This window comes from Bacillus sp. NPDC057893 (assembly GCF_042796455.1).
GTDB lineage: Bacteria > Bacillota > Bacilli > Bacillales > Bacillaceae_G > Bacillus_A.
The window spans coordinates 34173-56256 of sequence record NZ_JBHVNG010000010.1 but is presented as its reverse complement, the minus strand read 5'-3'; the positions used below and the strand labels follow the sequence as shown (position 1 = coordinate 56256).

General features: G+C 35.7%; 19 protein-coding genes and 1 pseudogene. All 20 read left to right on the top strand.

All coding sequences use genetic code 11. From position 1 onward, the window contains the following. A pseudogene (locus ACFVQC_RS25830) lies at positions 1-424 on the top strand (hypothetical protein); the annotation flags it as partial. An 18-nt stretch (positions 425-442) separates the two neighbouring features. Beyond that, a complete protein-coding gene (locus tag ACFVQC_RS25825) occupies positions 443-3013 on the top strand; it encodes a VirD4-like conjugal transfer protein, CD1115 family (protein WP_377899621.1) in 2571 nt (856 codons plus the stop codon). A gap of 58 nt (positions 3014-3071) precedes the next feature. Continuing rightward, positions 3072-3281, top strand: a complete 210-nt coding sequence (locus ACFVQC_RS25820) for a hypothetical protein (protein ID WP_002166624.1) — start codon at positions 3072-3074, stop codon at positions 3279-3281. A 23-nt stretch (positions 3282-3304) separates the two neighbouring features. Beyond that, on the top strand, positions 3305-5992 hold the full coding sequence (locus ACFVQC_RS25815; protein ID WP_377899620.1) for a pLS20_p028 family conjugation system transmembrane protein: 2688 nt from the start codon (positions 3305-3307) through the stop codon (positions 5990-5992). Between the two features lie 47 nt (positions 5993-6039). Continuing rightward, positions 6040-6327, top strand: coding sequence for a DUF5592 family protein (locus tag ACFVQC_RS25810; protein WP_002130425.1), 288 nt, complete (start codon positions 6040-6042; stop codon positions 6325-6327). 14 nt (positions 6328-6341) lie between these two features. Then, entirely contained in the window at positions 6342-7154 is an 813-nt protein-coding gene (locus tag ACFVQC_RS25805; RefSeq protein ID WP_377899619.1) for a hypothetical protein, read from the top strand. A 15-nt stretch (positions 7155-7169) separates the two neighbouring features. Continuing rightward, positions 7170-9107, top strand: a complete 1938-nt coding sequence (locus ACFVQC_RS25800; RefSeq protein ID WP_377899617.1) for a VirB4 family type IV secretion system protein — start codon at positions 7170-7172, stop codon at positions 9105-9107. Positions 9108-9111: 4 nt separating this feature from the next. Continuing rightward, a complete protein-coding gene (locus tag ACFVQC_RS25795) occupies positions 9112-10239 on the top strand; it encodes a bifunctional lytic transglycosylase/C40 family peptidase (RefSeq protein WP_377899616.1) in 1128 nt (375 codons plus the stop codon). 27 nt (positions 10240-10266) lie between these two features. After that, positions 10267-10845 (top strand): MerR family transcriptional regulator, encoded by a 579-nt coding sequence (locus tag ACFVQC_RS25790; protein WP_377899615.1) that lies wholly within the window; start codon positions 10267-10269, stop codon positions 10843-10845. 21 nt (positions 10846-10866) lie between these two features. After that, a complete protein-coding gene (locus tag ACFVQC_RS25785; RefSeq protein WP_377899614.1) occupies positions 10867-11763 on the top strand; it encodes a hypothetical protein in 897 nt (298 codons plus the stop codon). Positions 11764-12022: 259 nt separating this feature from the next. Next, a complete protein-coding gene (locus tag ACFVQC_RS25780) occupies positions 12023-12283 on the top strand; it encodes a hypothetical protein (protein WP_377899613.1) in 261 nt (86 codons plus the stop codon). Further along, positions 12276-13469, top strand: coding sequence for a MobP2 family relaxase (gene mobP2 / locus ACFVQC_RS25775; protein WP_377899612.1), 1194 nt, complete (start codon positions 12276-12278; stop codon positions 13467-13469). The genes ACFVQC_RS25780 and mobP2 overlap by 8 nt, the downstream gene beginning before the upstream one ends. Beyond that, on the top strand, positions 13470-13901 hold the full coding sequence (locus tag ACFVQC_RS25770; protein WP_377899610.1) for a hypothetical protein: 432 nt from the start codon (positions 13470-13472) through the stop codon (positions 13899-13901). Positions 13902-13943: 42 nt separating this feature from the next. Further along, positions 13944-14219, top strand: a complete 276-nt coding sequence (locus tag ACFVQC_RS25765; RefSeq protein ID WP_377899609.1) for a hypothetical protein — start codon at positions 13944-13946, stop codon at positions 14217-14219. Next, positions 14212-16713, top strand: coding sequence for an LPD25 domain-containing protein (locus ACFVQC_RS25760; protein ID WP_377899608.1), 2502 nt, complete (start codon positions 14212-14214; stop codon positions 16711-16713). The genes ACFVQC_RS25765 and ACFVQC_RS25760 overlap by 8 nt, the downstream gene beginning before the upstream one ends. A 145-nt stretch (positions 16714-16858) precedes the next feature. Next, positions 16859-16993, top strand: coding sequence for a hypothetical protein (locus tag ACFVQC_RS25755; protein ID WP_377899607.1), 135 nt, complete (start codon positions 16859-16861; stop codon positions 16991-16993). Positions 16994-17008: 15 nt separating this feature from the next. After that, positions 17009-19666 (top strand): type IA DNA topoisomerase, encoded by a 2658-nt coding sequence (locus ACFVQC_RS25750; RefSeq protein ID WP_377899605.1) that lies wholly within the window; start codon positions 17009-17011, stop codon positions 19664-19666. 97 nt (positions 19667-19763) lie between these two features. After that, positions 19764-20741, top strand: coding sequence for a DUF3991 domain-containing protein (locus tag ACFVQC_RS25745; RefSeq protein WP_377899604.1), 978 nt, complete (start codon positions 19764-19766; stop codon positions 20739-20741). Continuing rightward, positions 20734-21396: a restriction endonuclease gene (locus ACFVQC_RS25740; RefSeq protein ID WP_377899603.1), complete on the top strand. Its 663-nt coding sequence runs from the start codon at positions 20734-20736 to the stop codon at positions 21394-21396. The genes ACFVQC_RS25745 and ACFVQC_RS25740 overlap by 8 nt, the downstream gene beginning before the upstream one ends. A 303-nt stretch (positions 21397-21699) precedes the next feature. After that, entirely contained in the window at positions 21700-21888 is a 189-nt protein-coding gene (locus ACFVQC_RS25735; protein ID WP_264541326.1) for a hypothetical protein, read from the top strand. Positions 21889-22084 lie beyond the last annotated feature (196 nt).

Below are 22084 nucleotides of genomic sequence, written 5' to 3'. Positions count from 1 at the left end.
AACAGATCCAGAAAAGCCAACAGATCCAGAGAAACCAACAGATCCAGAAAAGCCAACAGATCCAGAAAAGCCAACAGATCCAGAAAAGCCAACAAATCCAGAGAAACCAACAGATCCAGAAAAGCCAACAGATCCAGAAAAGCCAACAGATCCAGAGAAACCAACAGATCCAGAGAAACCAACAGAACCGGAAAAACCAACAGATCCAGAGAAACCGACAGATCCAGGTAAACCAACAGAACCGGAAAAACCAACAGAACCAGAAAAGCCAACGAATCCAGAGAAGCCAACAAATCCAGAGAAACCAACGAATCCAGAGAAGCCAACAAATCCAGAGAAACCAACGAATCCAGAGAAGCCAACAAATCCAGAGAAACCAACAGAATTAAATAAACAAGAATCAAAATCAGATATAACGGTTTAAAGGGGGATTTACTTACCCATGTATAAAGATGAAATATCAATTAAATATAAGTTAGCTGAAAAAAAAGTACTCATTCCATTGAGTACTTTTTTGTTTGTTGGAATGTTTTTAGTCGCTAATTTTTTACTCAATTTGACTTTAGAGTTAATAAGAACAACATTTAGTGATTTATTACATCCAAAACCATTTCATATGGATATAGGATTTCTTTTTCAAATGCCGATTGCAGAGCATCCGATTTATTACATGCTTGTTTTCCTTGTAGTAATTGGAACCATAGTAAGAACAGTGTACAAATTGAAATCTTCCTTTAAAAACTTAAATAATCATCAGAAAGGATCTAGTCGTTTTACAACAGTTGAAGAGCTGAAAAAGCAATATCGAGCCGTACCAGATCGAGAGAAATCATTTAAAGGTGGCGGTGGTGTTGTTATCTCTCGACTAGGTGACAAAGTATTCATTGATGATAGTCCTGTAAACAATTTAATCATTGGTACAACCCGCTCTGGTAAAGGGGAAACCTTTGTATTTCCTACAATTGATGTCTATTCTAGAGCGGAACATAAGCCATCTTTAATTTTTAACGATCCAAAGGGGGAATTATTCAGTGCATCGAAAGAAACGCTGGAAGAACGAGGGTATCACATTGAAGTTTTGAACTTGTTAAACCCACTTGATTCTATGAGTTATAACTTATTGCAACTAGTAAAAGATGCCTATAAAGACGGAGATTATTCAACAGCGCAAGCACTATGTAAAACACTTTCTCACACTTTGTATTACAACCCAACTGTCAAAGATCCTTTTTGGCAACAGTGTGCGATGAGCTTGTGCAATGCCATGATATTAGCTGTTACGGATAAATGTATTGCAGAAGGAACAGAAGAAAAAATCACAATGTATGCAGTAGCAAATATGTTATCAGAACTTGGTTCAAAAGAGGTAATCGTAGAACCGGAAGCCGATCCACAAAATGCATTAGATTTATACTTTGAAGGTTTGCCAGCAGATAGTGTTGCGAAAATGCAATATGCAACCTCAAACTTCTCGAAAGGAACGACACGAGGCGGAATCTTCACCCAAACAATGAACGGACTCTCTATCTTTACGTTTGATGAAATCGCAAAAATGACTTCGAAAAACAGTGTGGATTTAAAACGTGTAGGGTTTGGAAAAATGATAAAAGGAAAAGTAACATCTAGAAAACGAGTAGAAATTGTATTTCCGGATGGCTCAAAGGAGTCTATCAAAGCAGATATCACAGGACGTTTTGCATTGGATTATAAGCAAGTAGTAAAAGTCGGGGATACAATCCAATGTAATGAAAAGGGAAATGATAAAAAGAAAACATCTATTTCTATTACGAAAATAGATGAAAAGACGGGTCATACAGAGTTTAAAGTAGTAGAAAAAAATGAAGATATCCAGGTAACTACAGTGGATTATTTCGATAAACCAGTTGCTATTTTTATGATTACACCAGACTTTGATTCTTCTAATCATGTCATTGCTTCTATTTTCGTGAGACAGCTCTATTTTATATTAGCTAAGGGTGCATCCCTCGCTCGTGGAGGGAAATGTCACCGTGAGGTGGTTTTTTGCCTTGATGAGTTTGGAAATATGCCGAGTATTGAAGGAATGGCGAATATTATTACGGTTTGTCTTGGTAGAAATGTTCGTTTTAACCTTGTTATCCAGGCGTATGCACAATTGAAAAATAAGTATGGAGATGATGCAGATACCATTGATGGAAACTGTGGGAATACCATCTACATTCTAACAAACGATCAAGAAACAGCCGAAAAAGTGTCCAAAAAGCTTGGGAATAAGACAATTAACCTACCTTCCCGAAGTGGAAAAGGTCTTTCTACTGATAAAAATAAAACGGAAGGTCTAGATCAACGACCATTGTTAACATCAAATGAACTGATGAGTTTTAAGGAAGGAGAAAGTGCTGTTATTCGTGTCATAAAACGTCAAGATAATGAGCGGAAACGAATTAGACCACGACCAATTTATAATACAGAAGAAACAGCCTTAAAATATAGATGGGAGTACTTGGGAGTAGAGTTCGATACAGATAAATCTATTTTAGATATAGATATTGATTCCCTACATGATGATGTAGATCCGAAAACACTCATTGTAGATTTTTTAGGAGAGAGAAAGGCAGAACAAACCAAGAAAGAAGCACCAGAGCCAGAACAGGAAACTTCTTCACCAGTAGAGCCACCGCAGCCAACAGAAGAACCTAAAATGATGGGGATTGATGAAGACATTCCAGAAGAGGCGTTTCAGCAAGAAGATAATCCATTTGATTCACTCACTATTGAAAATTGGAAATCGAAAACGGTTATTGAATTTTTTGAAACTGATTTAGCGGTTTTGAAACTGGTTGATAAGTTCTTTTTAGCACAGTTAGGGAAAGCCATAGATGAGGTTGAAAATCAAGAAATGGGCGAGTTTTACAGTGAATTTCAAATGTTGGCTCACAATGACCATATCGACAAAGGTGTTTATCAAGCAGTTGAAAATAAGATTAATCGAATTTTACGTGATTTAGAAGAAAAAGAGCACGTAACGAGTTAGAAAAGCACTCAATTATTTGAGTGCTTTTTTGAATCCAAACATAAAGGAGGAAGAGAGAATGAGTGTACCGATAATAACGGATAAAATGCAATTGATTTTAGATAGTTACTCGCCGTTTGTAACAGAAGAAAATGAGGTCATTCTTGGTCTAGAAGATGCGGTTCTTTTCCTTTCAGTAGATCGGGAACAAAAAGGGAAATTGATTATTCGTATTGACAGACTGAATGAAAGGGTGAATTGGACAGCAAAGGAAGTATTAGGGCAGTAGTAAGCAAGAGAGGAGGATAAATGGTGAAAGATGAAGAGATTTTAAAAACGATAGAAGCGTTCTCGGATTATCTTCAAGTAGGAGACATCGTGAATTATGTATTCCGTTGGATAGGATGGTTCCTAATTGTAGGTTTATCTTTAATTGTAGATGCTTTAGAAGGTGTCACAGATGCCATACTGGGAATTAAAGGATTCTTTAATTCACCGGAAATACAAAATTTTGTTGATATGTTATATCCATTGTTTGTCGTTCTTTTAGCCATATCGTTTTTATATATTGGCTACATGTTCATTATGAACAAACAAATGAACCGTTCTCAAATTATCATCAATATTTTTGTAACACTGAGTGTACTTTGTTTATTAAGTACTGGTATGACAAAGGTTGATAAGTTTACCGATGATGCCATAGCAGTTGTAAAATCAGAACAAAAAGGTTCTTTGAGTGATGAAATTATTAAGAAGAACATAACAGATATTGCAGTAATAGATCAAAATAAGTGGAAAAAGAAAGAGGATATGAATCCGAAAAATAATATTCCCGAGAAAAACATTAGGCAGATAGATATTACCGAAAAAATAGATAAAGATTTTGAGTTCACAAAGGATAAAAATTTATCGGATGATGGTCAGAAAATTTTGCAGAATAAAAGAGTAATGGATGCGTTAGGAGTCGCATCTTTAGCCGAATTGAAAGATGGATGGTTTGATTTCTTTCCTGAAAAGTATTATCGCTGGCATTGGAACTTTTGGAATATATTCTTTACTTTACTGATAACAGGCGCAACGTTGTTATTGGTGAGTATTAAATTAGCTAGATTATTTTACGAATTAGCATTTAACTACTTGTTAGCGAACATATTAGCACCAGCCGATGTTGCGAATGGTCAGAAGTTAAAAGCTGTATTATCCAATATACTCAATATATTTATAGCAACGATTATGATATTCCTATCTTTGAAGCTATATATAATGGGAACGGCGTTTCTACATGACAAACTAAGTGGTGTACCGTATCTGATTGCATTAGCCGCATTTAGTATGGCAGTTCTAGATGGCCCGGCAGTAGTAGAAAGGCTATTTGGAATAGATATTGGATTAAAGAGCAGTTGGGGCATGTTAGTAGGTGGTTTCGCACTTGGTAAAGGAATTGGTGCTCTTGCAAATTCTAAACCAATGAAGGGTCTAGGAAATATGATTGGAAAAGGAACGAAAGGTGCAGCGGAAGGAACTGGTGTTGCAGCGGCTAAAACCGCAAGTGCAGCAGCGATGGCAACAGGTGGCGTGGCTGGTCTTATAAGTGGCATGAAAAAAGGTAATGAGTCTGAAAATAAAGAGTCCTTGCAAGATCAAATGAAAAAAGCAGATCAGAAGAAAGCAAATGGAAATGATTTAGCAAAAAATGAAAAAGAAAAAGGTAACTTAAATAAGGAAGAAGATAAAAAGAATGGTGGCTCGCCATCTATTCAAGAAGATATGAAAAAAGAAGGGAACGAAAAACCAGAGGTAGCAAATGGGCAAGAATCGGGAACAACAAGTCTTCAAGATGAAATGAAAGAAGCTGGAAAAGCAAATGGAGCGAGTGAAGGAAGTCAAACAGCAGGAGGAGTAAGACAAGGAACAAGTGAAGGAAATCCAAAAACAGCAGGAACAGTAAGACAAGGAGCAAGTGAAGGAAGTCAAACAGCAGGAGGAGTAAGACAAGGAGCAAGTGAAGGAAGTCAAACGGCAGGAACAGTAAGACAAGGAGCAAGTGAAGGAAGTCAAACAGCAGGAGGAGTAAGACAAGGAGCAAGTGAAGGAAGTCAAACGGCAGGAGGAGTAGGACAAGGAGCAAGTGAAGGGAACCCAACGGCAGGAACAGTAAGACAAGGAGCAAGTGAAGGAAGTCAAACGGCAGGAGGAGTAAGACAAGGAGCAAGTGAAGGAAGTCAAACAGCAGGAACAGTAAGACAAGGAGCAAGTGAAGGAAGTCAAACAGCAGGAACAGCACCAAGCGGAGGAAACCCGGCACCAATGGAAACATCAAGACCAGTAACAGGTGGAGGAAGCCCGGCACCAATGGAAACATCAAGACCAGTAACAGGTGGAGGAAGCCCGGCACCAATGGAAACATCAAGGCCAGTAACAGGTGGAGGAAGCCCGGCACCAATGGAAACATCAAGACCAGTATCAAGTGGAAGTAGCCCGGCACCAATGGAAACATCAAGACCAGTAACAGGTGGAAGTAGCCCGGCACCAATGGAAACATTAAGACCAGTATCAAGTGGAAGTAGCCCGGCACCAATGGAAACATCAAGACCAGTAACAGGTGGAAGTAGCCCGGCACCAATGGAAACATCAAGACCAGTATCAAGTGGAAGTAGTCCCGCACCAGTGGAAACATCAAGACCAGTAACAGGTGGAGGAAGCCCGACACCAGCCGATATCGTAACGGTGACACACAGTAGCCCAATTATTCCTTATGAAAGTGATAGAGAAGTGGCAGCAAGTAGTAGTCATGAAACACGGACATTAGGACAATATACAACGGATAAAGTTAAAAATACGACATCATCCATGAAACAAAAAGTAAAAGGAGTGCAAGAACGAATTAATAATACTGAAACGGTACAAAATACAAAGCGTTTTTATCAGATGGGTCAAAATACAGGTAAAAGTTGGAGAGATATTGTAAGCAAAAATAAAAATAATACAGATAAAAAATAAGCGTAATCGTACGCTTATTTTTTATTGTCGAAAAGGAGGAAATCCCGATGAGAAGCTATCGGATTCCGAAGGAAATCAGTACAGAATTACGGATTAATAAAGTGCTTTATTTAATAGACTTCTTTTTATTAATTGGTTTATTAGTTGTAACGATGATTCTTAGGAATTTCGTACATGATTCCTTTCAGTTACCATTTGTTATTTTCATGGCAGCTATTGCAATAATTATGATTTGGCGACCAAGTACGAATCCTCAAAAACGAATGTATGAAGTGTTGATTATTACATTGTTAAGAAGAAAAGGTGCATATTGTGCCATTGATAACGATCAATAAGGGAGGGATCACATATGGCGTTATTCAGTGAAAAAGATGTGGAAAAAGAGAAACCAAAACAAATAGAAAGACCGATTAAAAAGGCATTTCATTTTAACGAAAAAAATGTAGAAAAAACACTTTCCGAACCCAAAGAAATTGTTAAAGTGTTACCTACAAAAAAGAAAGAGGAAGAACAAACAAAGGCAGAAAGCAAAGTGAAAAAGCAGAAGAAAGAAAAGCAAAAGAAAGATGTTGTGAAAAAGAAAAATCCAAAACTTTTAGGCTTTTTATCTAGAAAAAAGAAAGAAGCACCACCAAAGGTGAAGAAAAGTATTGTGGAAATTATGCAAATCGTAGATATGACGGAGGATGGCATATTTGAACTGAAAAATGAGGAGTTTTTAGAAATCCTTCAAGTCGAAGGTGACGATATGTTCTCTAAGAATAGCGAAGAACAAGCATTTGTTATTTTCTCACATGCTTATTTTTATCAAGCCTACAAACATTCAATTAAACTCGTTTTTTTAAACTTCCCATGTCAAACAACCGAACAACAACGGTATATAGAGAAAAAAATCAAAGAATGTACCAGCCCTTTGTATGAACGGATTTTAAATCAGAAGTTAAAAGAACTTCAATTTTTAGAATGGGGACGAACAAATCGTGAAGCTTTCTTATTTATTTACGGAGAAACGGAATTAATCGTAAAAGAACGTGTAGATGCAGCAAAGCGATATATCAAACGCTCTACTGAACTATTAGAGGTGGATGAAGAGAAGAAGCTAGAGGTTATGTTTAAATTGCATAATCAAAATGCAAAATTGGGAACGAAAAATATATGGTAGTAAGGGGGAAATAGAATGTTTGCTTTCAAAAGTAAAAAATCCAAAAAGGAAAAACAAGAAGAACTAAAAAAGAAGAAAGGTTACAATCCTTATTTAGTGGCTAGAATTCAGCCACAAGGGGGAATCAGTTTTAAAGAAAGTTATGTTCAAACAGGTGACGGATTTGCTACTTGTATTCATATCTATGATTATCCAACAGAGGTAAATGATTTCTGGCTAGAACAAATTATGAATATGCCAAATGTGATCACAACACTAGATGTGATGAGTGATGATCGAAAAGAGGTTGTTGAATCCATTAATAAATCCATGAGTGAACAAAGTGTTCGGCATGATACAGCAAAGGATAATATAGATCGGATTGATGCAAAAAATGAATTTTTAGAGCTGGAAGCTCTCTATACGGATTTGAAACAAGGTGAGGTCATGAAACGTATTCATATCCGTATCTATGTTTCCGCTAGAACTTTAGATGAGTTAGAAAAACAAGTAAAAGAAATCATGGAAACATTAGAGTCTTATAATTTTCGAGGAGCTGTCTTTTTAAATGAACAAGAGTATGAATGGGATGCACTCGTAACGAGCTTTGATACACAAAAAAATTATGTGAACCGAAGAAAAGGAAAAGAAATTCCGGCAGTCAGTTTGGCTGGTGGATGTCCATTTCACTATTCTTATTTGAACGATCCATACGGTACGTATTATGGGACAACGAAAACAAAAGGAAATGTTATTTTTGATATTTTTCATAAAGACAAACAAAGAAAGAGTTATAACGGTGTAATGGTTGGAAAGCCTGGTGCTGGAAAATCAACCTTACTAAAAAAGAAAGCCGTGGATTATGCAAGTAAGGGACATTTTATCCGTATTTTTGATATTGTAGGTGAATTTGAGGAAACAGTACGTGACTTGAATGGAAAAACAATTGCATTAGATGGTTCGCAAGGTCAAATTAACCCACTTCAAGTATATAAGACAGCAGAACTTGAAGAAATTAGTTTCACTCAACATCTATCTAAACTGACAATTTTTTATCGATTCATTGCGCCAGAAGCAAAAGATGATGAAATTAAAGAGTATGAAAATTTGCTTCGAAAATTATATATTCGTATGGGATTATGGAATGATAAAAAAGGAGCAACAAATGAAATTACAACAAGAAAACCAAATGAGTATCCCATTTTCTCAAACTTTTTATCTTTTGTTCGTGATGAATTATATGAGAATGTAGAAAATAGAAAACACCATGAGAATTTAGGAGAAAGCAGAAAACATCGTTTAGAGTTGATTGAATTAAATCTTGTAAATTTAGTAGAAGCATATGCACAATTATTTGATGGTCATTCCACTATTGAAAACTTTAAAAAAGAACAAGTTGTATCGTTTTCCTTACGAAACATTTCAAACTTTAAACCGGAAGTATTCCAAGCGCAAATTTTTAATGTTTTTAATTTAATATGGGATGAAATGATATCCAATGGTGCGCCACAATTAGAGACATATACTAAACAAAAACTTGCTTTTGAAGATGTAATTCGTTATTTCATTATTATTGACGAGGCGCATCATATCATAAACACGAAAAAAGAAAGCGCTCATGCTTTACAATTTCTAACTAAATTTAGCCGAGAAGATCGAAAATATTTTGCAGGGCTTTTATATGCAAGTCACACGATTCGAGATTTTGTACCGGAAGGATCTTCACAAGAAATGATTGATGAAATTAAAAAGCTCTTTGAACTTACACAGTACAAATTTATCATGCAACAAGATAATAACAGTTTAGATATGTTACGAAAAGTATTTGCAGGACAGTTAAGTGAAAGTGAGATTGCAGCGATTCCACATTTACCAACAGGGGATGTCATTTTAAGTATTGGGGCTGTAAAAAACATTCACTTCCATGTAGAAGTAACAGATGAAGAATTGATGTTATTCGGGGGAGGTGCTTAATACTATGCATCTAGTTTTAAGGGTTATACCAAAGAAATGGCTCATCACTTTAGCGCTAATTGTGATGGGTCTTTTTTCTTTTCTTTTACTTGGAGTTATGAGTATTTTTATTGCGGCAATGGGTGGAGAAAGTGGAACAGACGCAGGTGATATTACGTATACAGGTGAAGGGCAAGTCATGAACGTTTCGCCGGAAGTTTTGAAATGGGAACCTACGATTCGGAAGCATGCGAAAGACTTTGGTGTGGAACCGTTTGTCGCTTTAATGCTTGCACAAATGATGCAAGAGAGCGGAGGGCGTGGCAGTGATCCGATGCAATCATCAGAGGGTGCTTTTAATACGAAATATTGTAAATCACCAAACTGTATTACCGATCCAGATTACAGTATTTGGGCTGGTGTACAGGAATTTAAACATGCGATAGAAAGAGCTGGTGTAACGAGTCCTGGTGACATGGATCATATCAAAACAGCCCTCCAAGCGTACAACTTCGGAACAGGTTTTTTTGATTTTGTTAATTCAAATGGTGGCAAATATACAAAGGAATTAGCCATAAAATTCTCACAGGAGCAATACAAAAAAGTAGCCCACACTGGTATGTATCATTGCCTTAGACCAGAAGCTGTACCGTATCAAGCGTGTTATGGCGATATACTTTATGTTGATGCCGTTTTGAAATATTATCAGCCGGGTTCTGTCGTTTCTGGTGGAGGAGGAAATCCAGGAAGTGGAGGCAGTAGCGGTTCACAAGTTGCCGATGTAGGTCGTCAATGGATAGGGCGTTCTACCTATGTATTTGGTGGAGGACGTAACACAAATGACATTGCAAGAGGTATTTTTGATTGTAGTAGTTTTGTACGCTGGGCATTCGAACAAGTAGGGATGAATGTAAGTCCAATGGGAGCTGTAAGTACGGAAACATTAAATAAAATCGGTACAAAGGTATCAGCAAATGATATGAAACCGGGGGACGTTATATTCTTTGATACTTACAAACATGATGGGCACGTTGGAATTGTAATTGATAAAAATACTTTCATTGGATGCCAAACAAATAAAGGGGTTTTCATTGAAGATTTAAATAATCCGTATTGGCAAAAAGTCTTTTCTGGTCATGTAAGAAGGTTCTAAAAATCAAAAGAATAGGAGACTGTAAGAATGAAAGATAAACGCAAATTTTTGTTTATTGTGTTTGTAATTTTAGTTGTAGGTGTGACAGGTTTTAATATCTACTTGAGTAAAAAATCAATGAGTGATGGTAAAGAAAAACAGTTAAAGCTTTCAAATGAATTATTAACAAGACAGAATGAGGATTTAAAGAAACGGCTGGATAAGGTACTTCCTTCCGCACAAGAACAACAGAGAAGAGCGTATTTATCGACAGCCGAAACGTTTATTCAATTATCTTTTCATCGAGAAAAAGAAGGCTATAATGAGCGGAAAGAAAAGGCAAAGTCCATTATGAGTGAAGAACTTTTACAACAATTCTATCCCACTGACAAATACGAGTTAGGAGATACCTATAAAACGAAACCCATAGAAATGAAGTTTTATTTACAAGAAAATGAACCCGATCAAGAGGAAGTAAATGTGTTAGCTGAATTTATAAATGTCACGACTGATTCAACACAAAATCGAGAAGAAAAAGTCGAAAATGTGTTACGAATCATCATAAAAAAGGAAAAGGAAACATGGCGAGTTACAAGTGTAGAAGAGCTCAATATGAAAGTTTTATAACAAAAAAGGTGAGGTGAGAATGTGATAGGTGCAATCGGTAAGAAGAGTGAAAGAATCAATTTGAGAAGAAATAAGTCATGGATCTACATGGCAATTATCAGTTTTCTATTTTTAGGTTTTTTCGCTTTTTTGACATCTAAAATTTACATGCCAAACGATGAAAAACTATTCCATTCGGAAACAAATAAAGTAATCAAGTTGTCGGGGATGGGGAAATTGATTGTAGAACAAAGGGAATATAATCCACATAAAAATTTCATAGAAATTCGATTTCGGATAGAAGGATATGAGGAAACTGGATTTACGTTTAAGGCACAAGAAAAAGGAAAACCAGGTGTTCAATTACCTGTCAAAGTGTTGTATGAAGAGAACGGGAATTACGTGATAGAAGTCAAAGAATTATCTCCAAATTGGGGAGCCTTAGCTTTAGATATTTACAATAAAAACAGTGAAAAAGAACAAATGGATATTCGGAAGTTTACAAAAGATGCTAACGAGTACGAGGAAGAAACTACAAGTACAAAGAGTCCCAATAAACTTGTTCAGACGATTTTTACCGATCAAAGAAAAACAAAAGCAAATGATGAATTGTTAGCTGAAAATAAAAAAACATATGAGTTAGATTTTATAGAAAGAGACAAAAAAGATATTGAAACAAAAATCGAAAATTATGGGAAAGCAATCAAGCTTGAAGAGGAAAATGGGAAGACAGTTTTTGAGAAAGTAAAAGAACTAAAAGATGAAATGAAGTACCAAACCGAAGCGGAAAAAACGGAAACCCAATCGAAAATATCATCTTTAGAATCTAAAATAAAATCATCAGAAAAGAACGTTGAATTGTTTAAAGGAGAACAAAAAATTGCACGAGATAAGATCAAAAAATTAGAGCAAAAGGCACTAGAAATTAATAAAAACTGAAAAAAGTCATGTCGTGAGTGAGTCTACATCAAGGGTTCTCGTGTCGTGAGTGAGTCCACATCACGGAAAAATGAGTCGTGAGTGAGTCTACATCAGAAGATTTTGTGTCGTGAGTGAGTCTACACCTAGAAGGTTTTCTTGTTCCCATCGTTTCGCTAGGCTCCGCCTAGCTTCACACCCTAGGTGGGAACAAAAACCCCTTATGCTCTTCTCACTATTTTTTGATCTCTACCCACAATTGCAGAAAGGAGAGGGAAAAGTGGAAATTAGAATTAGAGAAGTAGATCCAATTGCTGTAAAGAAAATAGATGAAATTGCAAAGAGGAAAGGATTATCCAGACAGAAATTTTTGAAAGACCAAATTGAAATGCTGGCATTTTTTCAGCAACAAAATAAAAGAGAAATGGAATTAGAAAATATCATTCAAAAGAACATCCATATGATGAGTGATTGTTATAACGAAATGAAAAAAATGAATGAGTTTATTCAAATGATGATGCAGGATGAAGAAAATGAGTAATGCGGTTCCTGTTCAATCTTCCAGCACACCGGGTGTTGTTTTAAAAACAAAATTTGTGTTACCAAGTTCGGATGCATTTCAGAACTATATTGAGTATGTAGACCGAGAAGAAGCACAAAGTGAAGTGAAACTGAATCCGAAAATGTTTGAAACGTATCAAGAATATATGGGGAATCCAGAAAAGACATCGGCGCTGTTTACAGAACACGCAAATCGTTTATCAGAAGGTGAGAAAAAATCCTTAAAGGAAATGTTTAAAACCGCTCACGAAAATGGCAGTATCATGTGGCAAGATGTCATTTCTTTTCATAATCCTTGGCTTGAGGAACAAGGCATTTATGATTCCGAGACAAAGACATTAGATGAAAAAAAGTTAATGGATGTAACCAGGCTTGCGATGAAGGAAATGCAAAAAAGGGAGGGGTTAGAAAAAAGTTCTACCTGGTCGGCAGCCATTCATTTTAATACGGATAACATTCATATTCATGTAGCAACTGTTGAACCATTTCCAACGAGAGAACGTGGCAAAAGAAAACCCAAAACATTAGATGCGATGAGGGGAAAAGTCGTAAACAATTTGTTAGATCGTAAGCAGGAACAAAAACAAATTAATGATCTGATTCGAAACAACATGGTGGGAAGTAAAAAAGAAGATTCCGTTTTTGATTGGCGCAATCAACATTTGAAACCATTGTTTTTACAAATCTATAAACAGTTACCAAGTGATAAAAGACAGTGGCAATATAGCTACAATACAATTCAGCCATTAAAGCCGGAAATTGATGAATTAAGCAGGAGATATATTCAACATCATCATAAAAAAGATTACGATCAGTTTCTCCAAAAGTTAGATAAAGAAGTGCAAGTTTTTAAAGAAGCATATGGGGAAGGCAAGTATGATAAGAAACAATATGAAAATTACAAGACGAATAAAATTAATGACTTGTATAAAAGAATGGGTAACGCCTTTTTACAAGAAATGAAGACATACGATAAAGAACAAAAGAGAATCTATCACATGAAAAAATCAAAGCCGTTTCAAAAATTTCAACAGAACGTATCTATTCAGTATTCTATGAAAAAAGTAGAACGTGCTTTTAAAAGTGAATATGAAAGCTGGAAGAACCAAAAGTATTATGAGCGTATGCAAAAAGAAAGTGCATATCAAAATGAGAGGGGTTATTAAATGAAGGACTTTCGCATGCAAATTACATTGGATGAAGAAACAGATACGTATATTAAAGATTATATGGAAGAACACAATATCAGATATAACGGTGAAGCAATTGTAAGGATTTGTAGAGAACATCAATCATCAAAAAATACAGAATGGTCTTTGAATTATATTTCAGAAATTGTTTCTAAAAATCTTCATGACATATTAAAAAATGAGCTAACAAAAATTCGTCTTGGTGCAAATAGTGCGGATCGAAATACACAAGTTTTAATTGAGTTATTAAATGGTTATTTCTTTTTAGAGGGCGTGGATAGCATTATCACAACTGATAAACAAGAGATGGAAAGTGTAAAGATGGCAAAGAAAACTGTGGAAGAACGAATTAGTCATGCGAGACAAAAACGTCTAGATCATGAGGCATCAAAGAACAATGTAACGTAAGCTACATTGTTCTTTTTTATAAAAAAATAGGAGGTTATTAGAATGTTATTATTTCATGAAGATATCGCATTAGGAGTCATTAAAACAATTGGAGAAGGTGAACTCGTTTTACTTGTAAAAGAGGAAGAATTAACAATCAAAATTACAAGAGAACAAGAGGAAGAACTTGCAGTTCATGTCATGAATCAAGAGAATATGTTAGTTCCGGTTAACGTAAAAACACATGCGCTTTTCTTTGATACAAATGAAAGATGGAATGAAGAAGACATGGAGGAATTGCAAAGAGCGAGTGAAAGAGTAGGAGAAGATCATGAGTAAGAATTATAAGAAAAAGTATCAAACAAAATCACCAGAAGAAAAGAAAGAAGCGGTGCAAGCTTTAACAAAAAAGATGGAAAAAAGCGTAGAAGGCTATTTTCGTACACCGGGAGATTTGAAAGAGTATTTAACGTTTATGGCAAAGTTTTATCACTATTCACCATCTAATATTTCATTAATACAGAGTCAATTCGAAGGAGCCAGTGCAGTTGGTTCCTTTTCTTTTTGGAAAGAAAAAGGGTTTGCGGTTAAGAAGGGAGAGAAAGGAATCCAGATCCTTGTTCCAAACCGGACTATAGCAAAATTTAAAGACACAGAAGTGACATGGAAATCCGTTACAAAGGCAAATGAAGAAGAGAAAAAGCAAATTGAATCTAAAAGCGTAGAAGTGAAACCAGGTCGTTTATATTTTGCTGTCGGTCATGTGTTTGATGTGTCCCAAACGAACGCAAAAGCGGAAGATCTTCCTCGTATTTTTCCGAATCGTTGGCTAGACGGGAGCGTAAAAGATTACAAGAGTTTGTATAGAGGAATGGAAGCTGTTGCGGAAAAGAACGGTGTGAAAATTATTGAACCAAAAGCAGAGCTGGGTGTCGCAAAAGGTGTGAGTTATACCCTAACAAAAGAAGTTGCCTTGAATCCACGAAACAGTGAATTGCAAAATGTAAAAACCCTTCTTCATGAATTAGCACATGCCAAACTTCATACAGCAGAGACACATATGAATTACACAGCACCAGAAAAAGAGTTCCAAGCAGAAATGATCGCTTATGCCGTTTCTTCTTATTTTGGGATTGATACAAGCGAATATTCTTTGGGGTATTTAGCAAGTTGGACACAAGGAAAAGAAATGAAAGATAAAACGAAATTATTGAAAGAAGTACATGAAACGTCGATTGAATTTATTGAAACAATTGAAAGCACATTAGAAAAGGAAAAAGAAAAAATAAATGAAAAAGAGGTGGAAGGTATGGCAAATAGAATTGAAAAGCAAGATGAAAAAAATATTTTATTGGTGGAATACATGAGTTTAAGTAATACGACACAAGAGCTTGTTTCCGTTACAGAGTTAAGGGAGCAAGCAGAAAAAAATCGAGCGTTTGAGCCTGTAGAAGGTGCAGAAAAATTGAGTGATAAAGAATTTATTGAAGCATTTAACAAGGCGAATCAAGAAAAGTATGCAGCATTAAATCAGGATGAAATTACTCGTCCAACTATGTTAATTCAATGGAGTGAAAATGAAAATTTTACAGGTAATCAATTGATCCCATTTGGAGAAGCCAATGAAAAAATGTCTGAAGTCATTTCAAATATTGAAAAAGCAAAAGAGGAAGCAAAAGAAAGAGATGATTACGTACCATATGATAAAACCCGTTATCATATAGCTATTCCCAAAGAAGTAGATAGAGATTTTGGGAGAATGGAGCTTGTGAGTATGGATCGTTTGGATATGGGGGATGGAGATTACAAGACACCATATGAACAAGTATTAAACGAGAAAAGGTATCTATCGGATGAAGTAAAACAAGCGTTACGAGATGAGGTAGTGAATCATAGAAATAACAAAGAAATACCGATGGAAAAAGTACAAGAAAATACATTAGAAAAATCGAAAGAGACACCCAACCATTTAGTAACAATTGAAGTATTAGCAAATGGTATGCAAGATGAAGAACTGGCAAGAATCCACATGATGGATGCTGTTACGAAAGATATTAATTATTTATCAGTATGGAACCAAGATAAAACAGATCGGGACGATTTATATGTTTCCTTAATGGAGAAAAACGGAGAACGAGAAAATGTCTATTTGGATAACATTTTGAAGCCGGATTTATATGAAAAAGTTCAAAGTTCTATTTTTGATGGCAGGGGAAATTTGTCATTTGTTGTTTATGAAAAAGATGCAAATATGAGTCTAGATGAAATCGTAAAAGATGAACGATATGGAATCTTAGTTGATAAGGCAGAGGAACAAAAAGATCCTTCATTTAGTGAAAAAGAAGTGGAATTGTATAAAGAAATGAAGAAAGAGGGCTATGCACCTATTGCCTCTTTAGATCAACAAATTCAGCCTTCAAAAGAAAAAGAGTCAACTACGTTAGATAAGGACTTAAGCCGAAAATTCGAGGCATACAGACGTTCACAATATGAAGAAGCACCAGATAATATTGACAGTATTGTCACTCGTGTAAAAGCTGAAGAGCGATATTATACAACAAAGTATGTTTCGATTGATAATGAGCTAGTAAGCCAGGAACATATAGTGAAATTAGAAAACCAGGTGGATGAGAAGCTTGGGAAAGAAGGAATAACGGTGAATCAGTCTACAACTTCAAAGGAAATAGATGTAGATAAAAAGTTTCAGCCATTAAACGGAAAACAAACGAATAGTAAAGAAAAAGACAAGGAGCCAGAACCTGGTAATGTAGAGCAGTCGAAGGCTACAAAGAAATCGAGTAGAAAAAGAGAAACAATGGAAATGGAACGATGAAAAATTTTATAACAGGAACATCAGATTAAATCATTTTTTGTTACTCAATTGAGATAACGGAGAATGATTTTTTTATATCTAAAAATGAAAGAGGGTAAAAGTAAAAGCCCTCTTTCTCATTTGTAAAACGAAAGGAGCGAATGTCATGAATGTATGGCTGTTTGGGGGCTGTATGTTCCTTGTAGCGGTCTTTTTGAACACGTTGTTATTATTCGTTCGCAGATTAATGAAAAAGCGGAGAAATAAGAAATGGAAGCGTGAAACTGAAATTACAGATTAATAGGAGGTATTACGTATGGGGAAAACATTGTTTATTGCAGAAAAGCCGAAGGTAGCTGTTGAATTATTAAAATCACCTAGATTTAGAAACTCACAAAAGCATCCAGGAAGCAAGCCATATTATGGCTACTATGAAAATGAAAATTACATTATTAGTTGGTGCCGAGGGCATTTATTAGAACTAAAATATCCGGAGGAAATGGATGAAAGATACAAAGAATTTAATTTTGATCACTTGCCAATTATTTTAGAGCCGGAATATAAAGCGAAATCAGATAGTCTTGAACAAATTGAAATACTGGTTAAGTTGTTAAATCGTCCCGATGTAGATCATGTGGCAAACGCTTGTGATGCGGATAAGGAAGGTGAGCTTATCTATCGTGAAATAGTTGAATATGCAGGTGTGAACAAGCGAGAATCCCGCCTTTTTATCTCTTCCTATGAGGCCGCAGAGTTAGAAGGAGCATTGAACCGATTAGAACCAGGAGCAGATTATGATGGACTTGCACAATCCGCTAAAGCACGGCAATACCTGGACTATATTCTAGGAATTAATGTTACAAGGGGCTGTACATCAAAACTAGCAAGAAACCAATTCTTATTGGCTTCTGGTCGTGTTCAAATGTGTATTTTGAATGAAATCCGTCAAAGGGAAGTTGCTATCCAAAACTATAAAGAACAAACCTATTACAATTTAAAGCTACTAACGGAAAATGGTTTATCACCAGTAATGAAAACCGAAGAGCAACTGATAGATCCATCGCCACTACAAAAGCTTGGAGATAGCTTGAAAGAAACGAATGTAATCGTAACGGAATTTAAAGAAAGTACGAGAAAAAAGAAACCAAAATTATTATATAACTTAACGGATATCTACAAAGATGCTCATGCCAAGCTGAAGATAAATGCAGAAACAGCAAAAAAATATATTCAGAGTTTGTATGAAGAAGGCTTTATTACGTATCCTCGTTCTTCATCCAGGCATTTACCTACAGAGCAAGTGGAACGAGTGAAGGAAGTAATGGCAGTATTAGAAAAAAGCTCCTATGCAAATCTCGTACAACAAGTAATTCCATCTTCTATTACGAAAAAACATTCTACTTTTAATGATGAATTAGTCAATAGTCACTTTGCCATCATCCCAACAACAAAATTATATGTCGGAACCAATCGAAATCCATTAGAAAAACAGTTATATGACTTAATTGTAAAACGATTTATCGGGAACTTTATGAAACCAGCAATCTACCTGGTAAGAGAAGTACATTTTATAGATCAAGAGGGCAACACATACAGTACAAAAGAAAAGATCCTACAAGAGAAAGGGTTTCTAAGTGTGTTTCAAGAGGATATAGAAGAGGGATCAGTTGAAGCATTTCAGATACCTATTTTACGAGAAGGAGATTCTTTCAGAATCGTTCAGTATGACTTGATTGAGTCAAGAACAAAGAAACCAGCCTTTCATACGGAAAGTTCCATTTTGACCTTTATGGAAACGGCAGGGCGTAAATTGGATGATGAACATTTGAAAGAACTTATGAAAGGAAAACGAATTGGGACAGTCGCAACGGAAGAAACGTTTATTCCAAAACTGTTAGAGCGAAGCTATATTGATGTTACCAACAGTCAGATTCGAACCACTAATATTGGTCGTGCGTTTATAGATGCTTTTCCGGTAGATGAAATCAAAAATCCAGCTTATACGGCTGAAATGGAAGGGATGATCTACATGATCGAAAAGAAAGAAATGAAATATGAGGAATTTGTAGAGAAAACAAATACGTTTGTAAAAGATACGGTGGAACAATTAGGCGCAATGGATGATAAGGTATCGGATAGTATTATTAATACCTGGAATCAGCAGATTGAGGTGTGCAAATGCCCTTGTAGAAAAGGAAAAATCCTTCATAAAGGTAATTTCTATGGTTGCAGTAATTATCCGGAATGTGAAATCTCCTTACCGAAAAAAATTAAAGAACAAGCGATTCCGGAAGCGCAAGCGAAAAAGCTGTTTGAGGATAAGAAAACAGATCTTTTAAAAGGATTTAAGTCCAATGAGAAGGAGTTTTCCGCTTATCTAGTGTTACATGAAGGGAAAGTTAAATTTCAGTTCCCAACACAAGAGGAGCTGTCATTTGGTAAATGTCCAAAATGTAAAAAAGGGGATATGCTTCATCGTAAAACATTTTATGGATGCACGGAGCATAAAAACGGATGTGATTTTATGTTACCAGCCAAGATGAAAGGGAAAGCAATCCCTGGTAATCAGATGAAAAAGTTAATTCAGTATAAAACAACGGATTTTATCAACGGCTTTCAAGGAGAAAAGGGAGAATTTACAGCAGCTATCTATATGGAAGCGGACGGAAGTTTAAAATTCCGTTTTCCAACGACTGAAGATCGTACCATTGGCAAATGTCCATTATGTAAAAGTAGAGTTCTTGTAGGGAAAAGTAATTACTTATGTGAGAAATACAAAAAAGGCTGTGACTTCATTATTTTTGGTACATTCTCTGGTAAAAATCTAAGTAGTAACCATGTGAAAAAGTTATTAGAAAAGAATGTAACGGATCAGATTAAAGGGTTTATCTCGAACAAAAACGGGAAAAAATTTGATGCTCGTTTATCATACAGCGTACAGGAGAAGCGATTAAAATTCTTATTCGGCAAATAAAAATGAAATGTATCAACTATAAGTAGCAAAAGAGGACTAGGAAACGGAATAGTCCTCTTTTTTATTTCATTTTATAGAGTAAAGGGGGGATTCCGTAATGGCACATGTCAGTACGGAGGATGCGATGAAAGCAAGAAATATTGACTTGATTTCATATCTGGAAGCAAAGGGAGAAACGTTTAAGAAAGAGGGAAACTATTACCGTCATACGGAACATGACAGTCTCATCGTTAAAGGGAATCAATACGCCTGGAATAGTCGTGGCGAAAAGGGCTATGGAGCGATTAGCTTTGCGATGATGTACTATGACATGACATTTCCGCAAGCTGTATTAGACATCAATAAAGGGGATTACAAAGAGTTTGATCGTTCAAAAGCTGAAGAGGAACGCAAAAAAGAGCAGCAGCCTTTTAGTTATCCAAAACACTTAGAGGTGCCGAAACAAACAGAGATTAAGCAGTACTTAATTGATGAGCGGAAAATAGATCCTCGCCTGGTGAACTGGTTAATTAAAAAGGATCTCATCGTCCAGGATAAGAAAAATAATGTCGTTTTCAAATGGAGAGAAGAAGGGGGCAAAGGGCAAGTAATAGGAATGAACCGTCAAGGTACTGTCAAAATGGAGAATAAAAGAGGAAGCTTTAAGCAAATTGTCCCGAATTATGAAAAAATCCATGCAGGTTTTACGGTTGATGTAGGTAAGCCGGATAAGATCTATTTTTATGAAGATCCAATCGACATGTTATCTCATTGGAGCATTAAACAAAACAATATCCAAAACGCTCGCTTGGTTTCTATGCATGGATTAAAGTCAAAAACAGTGATTCAATCTTTAATGGATGCGAAAAAAGAAGGGCACGATATTAAAGAAGTCATCATGGCAGTTGATAATGATAAGGCTGGGAAAGACTTCATTCAGACAATGAAATGCTTTGTAGATCTTAAAGAGGACATTCCAACGAATGAAAAAGATTGGAACGATGTCCGGAAGAAACAAGTGAGTGAGCAACAGGCAAAAGAAACAGCCCAACCAAAGAAAATGAAACCAATTAAAGAGGTGGAGCGAAGTGTCTAATCTACCAGAAATGCCAAACATATTACAAATTTTGATGTATGGTTTTATCCTTTATGTTCTTTTTCGTATTTGTAAATTCATGTACCGGAAGATCCAGGAGCGAAGAATATTAAAGCGAATGGCTAAGTCTGGTATTCGTTATATAGACAAAATGGACGGACATCAATTCGAAGTATACCTAAAAGCTCTCTTTCGAGAGTTGGGTTATTCTCCAACAGTCACAAAACAGTCAAATGATTTCGGAGCGGATCTGATATTGAAGGGGAAAAATCGTATTGTAATCCAGGCAAAACGCTACGGGATGAAAAATAGAGTCGGCATTAGTGCCGTACAAGAGATATATGCAGCACAAGCCTATTACAAAGCACATGAGGGCTGGGTTGTAACAAACAGTGTATATACAAGACAAGCAAAGGAATTAGCGGAAGCTTGTCATGTAAAACTAATAGATCGTGTAGAACTTCAGAAATTGATTAATAAAATTAATCCCGAATATTCGGCTGAAGATGTATATCAAGGGGTAAAACCTGCAGAACGGAAATGTCCAACATGTAAACATGATTTAGTGATCCGTAATTCAAATAAAACCGGAAATAAGTTTTTTGGTTGTTCTCAATATCCTACATGTACACATACAGAACCAATTCATACATGAGCTGTGATGAAAATCCAGCTCTTTTGTTATTTTTAGGAATTAATTAAAAAAATCATATTCTCATCAAAAAACGGCGTCTCAGATTCCGTTATAACAAATGTTTATTTAGAAGTGAATGACATAAGACCTAAACAACAAGAAATGTGTTATAAGCGAAAAGAAACGGTTTAAAGCGAGTTAAGGATGTTATCAATAATTTTTTATAAAATATCTGAAAAAAATATATAATAACCTTGTAAGGTTGTTTGTTTTGTTATAAAATAGCCTTACAAGGTTATTTTATAGAGATAAGGAGTGAGAATATTGGAGAATACAGTAAAAGAAATCATTGATGATTTAGAGTATCTGTTCAGGAATGGAGAAATTGGCATGGAAGTAAGTAATCCGTCTTACTATCAGAGATTTTGCAAAGTACTGGATGCAACAGAAATGCGCTATGATTTACACATTCATGAATATGATGAGGATTCCCTAGTTGTTAAATTAGTGTAAAATACAAATGTTTTAAGGGGTTAATTTTCTTGAAGTATAAAAAGGGAATGGGGAGGAAAAGGATATGAAAATTGGTACATCTGAATGGCTTTCTCTTAGTAAGGATATTAAGCTGAAGTTGATCCGTTTGGCTGTCATAGATAGTAAATATAAACAAGCAAAATAAAAACCCTTCATTTGCTTAACAGCAAACAAA

Excerpts from the sequence above, each read along its gene's own strand:
- ACFVQC_RS25825 (WP_377899621.1), top strand. The coding sequence starts at position 443 with ATGTATAAAGATGAAATATCAATTAAATATAAGTTAGCTGAAAAAAAA.
- ACFVQC_RS25770 (WP_377899610.1), top strand. The coding sequence starts at position 13,470 with ATGAAGGACTTTCGCATGCAAATTACATTGGATGAAGAAACAGATACG.
- ACFVQC_RS25765 (WP_377899609.1), top strand. The coding sequence starts at position 13,944 with ATGTTATTATTTCATGAAGATATCGCATTAGGAGTCATTAAAACAATT.
- ACFVQC_RS25805 (WP_377899619.1), top strand. The coding sequence starts at position 6,342 with ATGGCGTTATTCAGTGAAAAAGATGTGGAAAAAGAGAAACCAAAACAA.
- ACFVQC_RS25820 (WP_002166624.1), top strand. The coding sequence starts at position 3,072 with ATGAGTGTACCGATAATAACGGATAAAATGCAATTGATTTTAGATAGT.
- mobP2 (WP_377899612.1), top strand. The coding sequence starts at position 12,276 with ATGAGTAATGCGGTTCCTGTTCAATCTTCCAGCACACCGGGTGTTGTT.
- ACFVQC_RS25750 (WP_377899605.1), top strand. The coding sequence starts at position 17,009 with ATGGGGAAAACATTGTTTATTGCAGAAAAGCCGAAGGTAGCTGTTGAA.
- ACFVQC_RS25795 (WP_377899616.1), top strand. The coding sequence starts at position 9,112 with ATGCATCTAGTTTTAAGGGTTATACCAAAGAAATGGCTCATCACTTTA.
- ACFVQC_RS25755 (WP_377899607.1), top strand. The coding sequence starts at position 16,859 with ATGAATGTATGGCTGTTTGGGGGCTGTATGTTCCTTGTAGCGGTCTTT.
- ACFVQC_RS25790 (WP_377899615.1), top strand. The coding sequence starts at position 10,267 with ATGAAAGATAAACGCAAATTTTTGTTTATTGTGTTTGTAATTTTAGTT.
- ACFVQC_RS25760 (WP_377899608.1), top strand. The coding sequence starts at position 14,212 with ATGAGTAAGAATTATAAGAAAAAGTATCAAACAAAATCACCAGAAGAA.
- ACFVQC_RS25810 (WP_002130425.1), top strand. The coding sequence starts at position 6,040 with ATGAGAAGCTATCGGATTCCGAAGGAAATCAGTACAGAATTACGGATT.
- ACFVQC_RS25745 (WP_377899604.1), top strand. The coding sequence starts at position 19,764 with ATGGCACATGTCAGTACGGAGGATGCGATGAAAGCAAGAAATATTGAC.
- ACFVQC_RS25800 (WP_377899617.1), top strand. The coding sequence starts at position 7,170 with ATGTTTGCTTTCAAAAGTAAAAAATCCAAAAAGGAAAAACAAGAAGAA.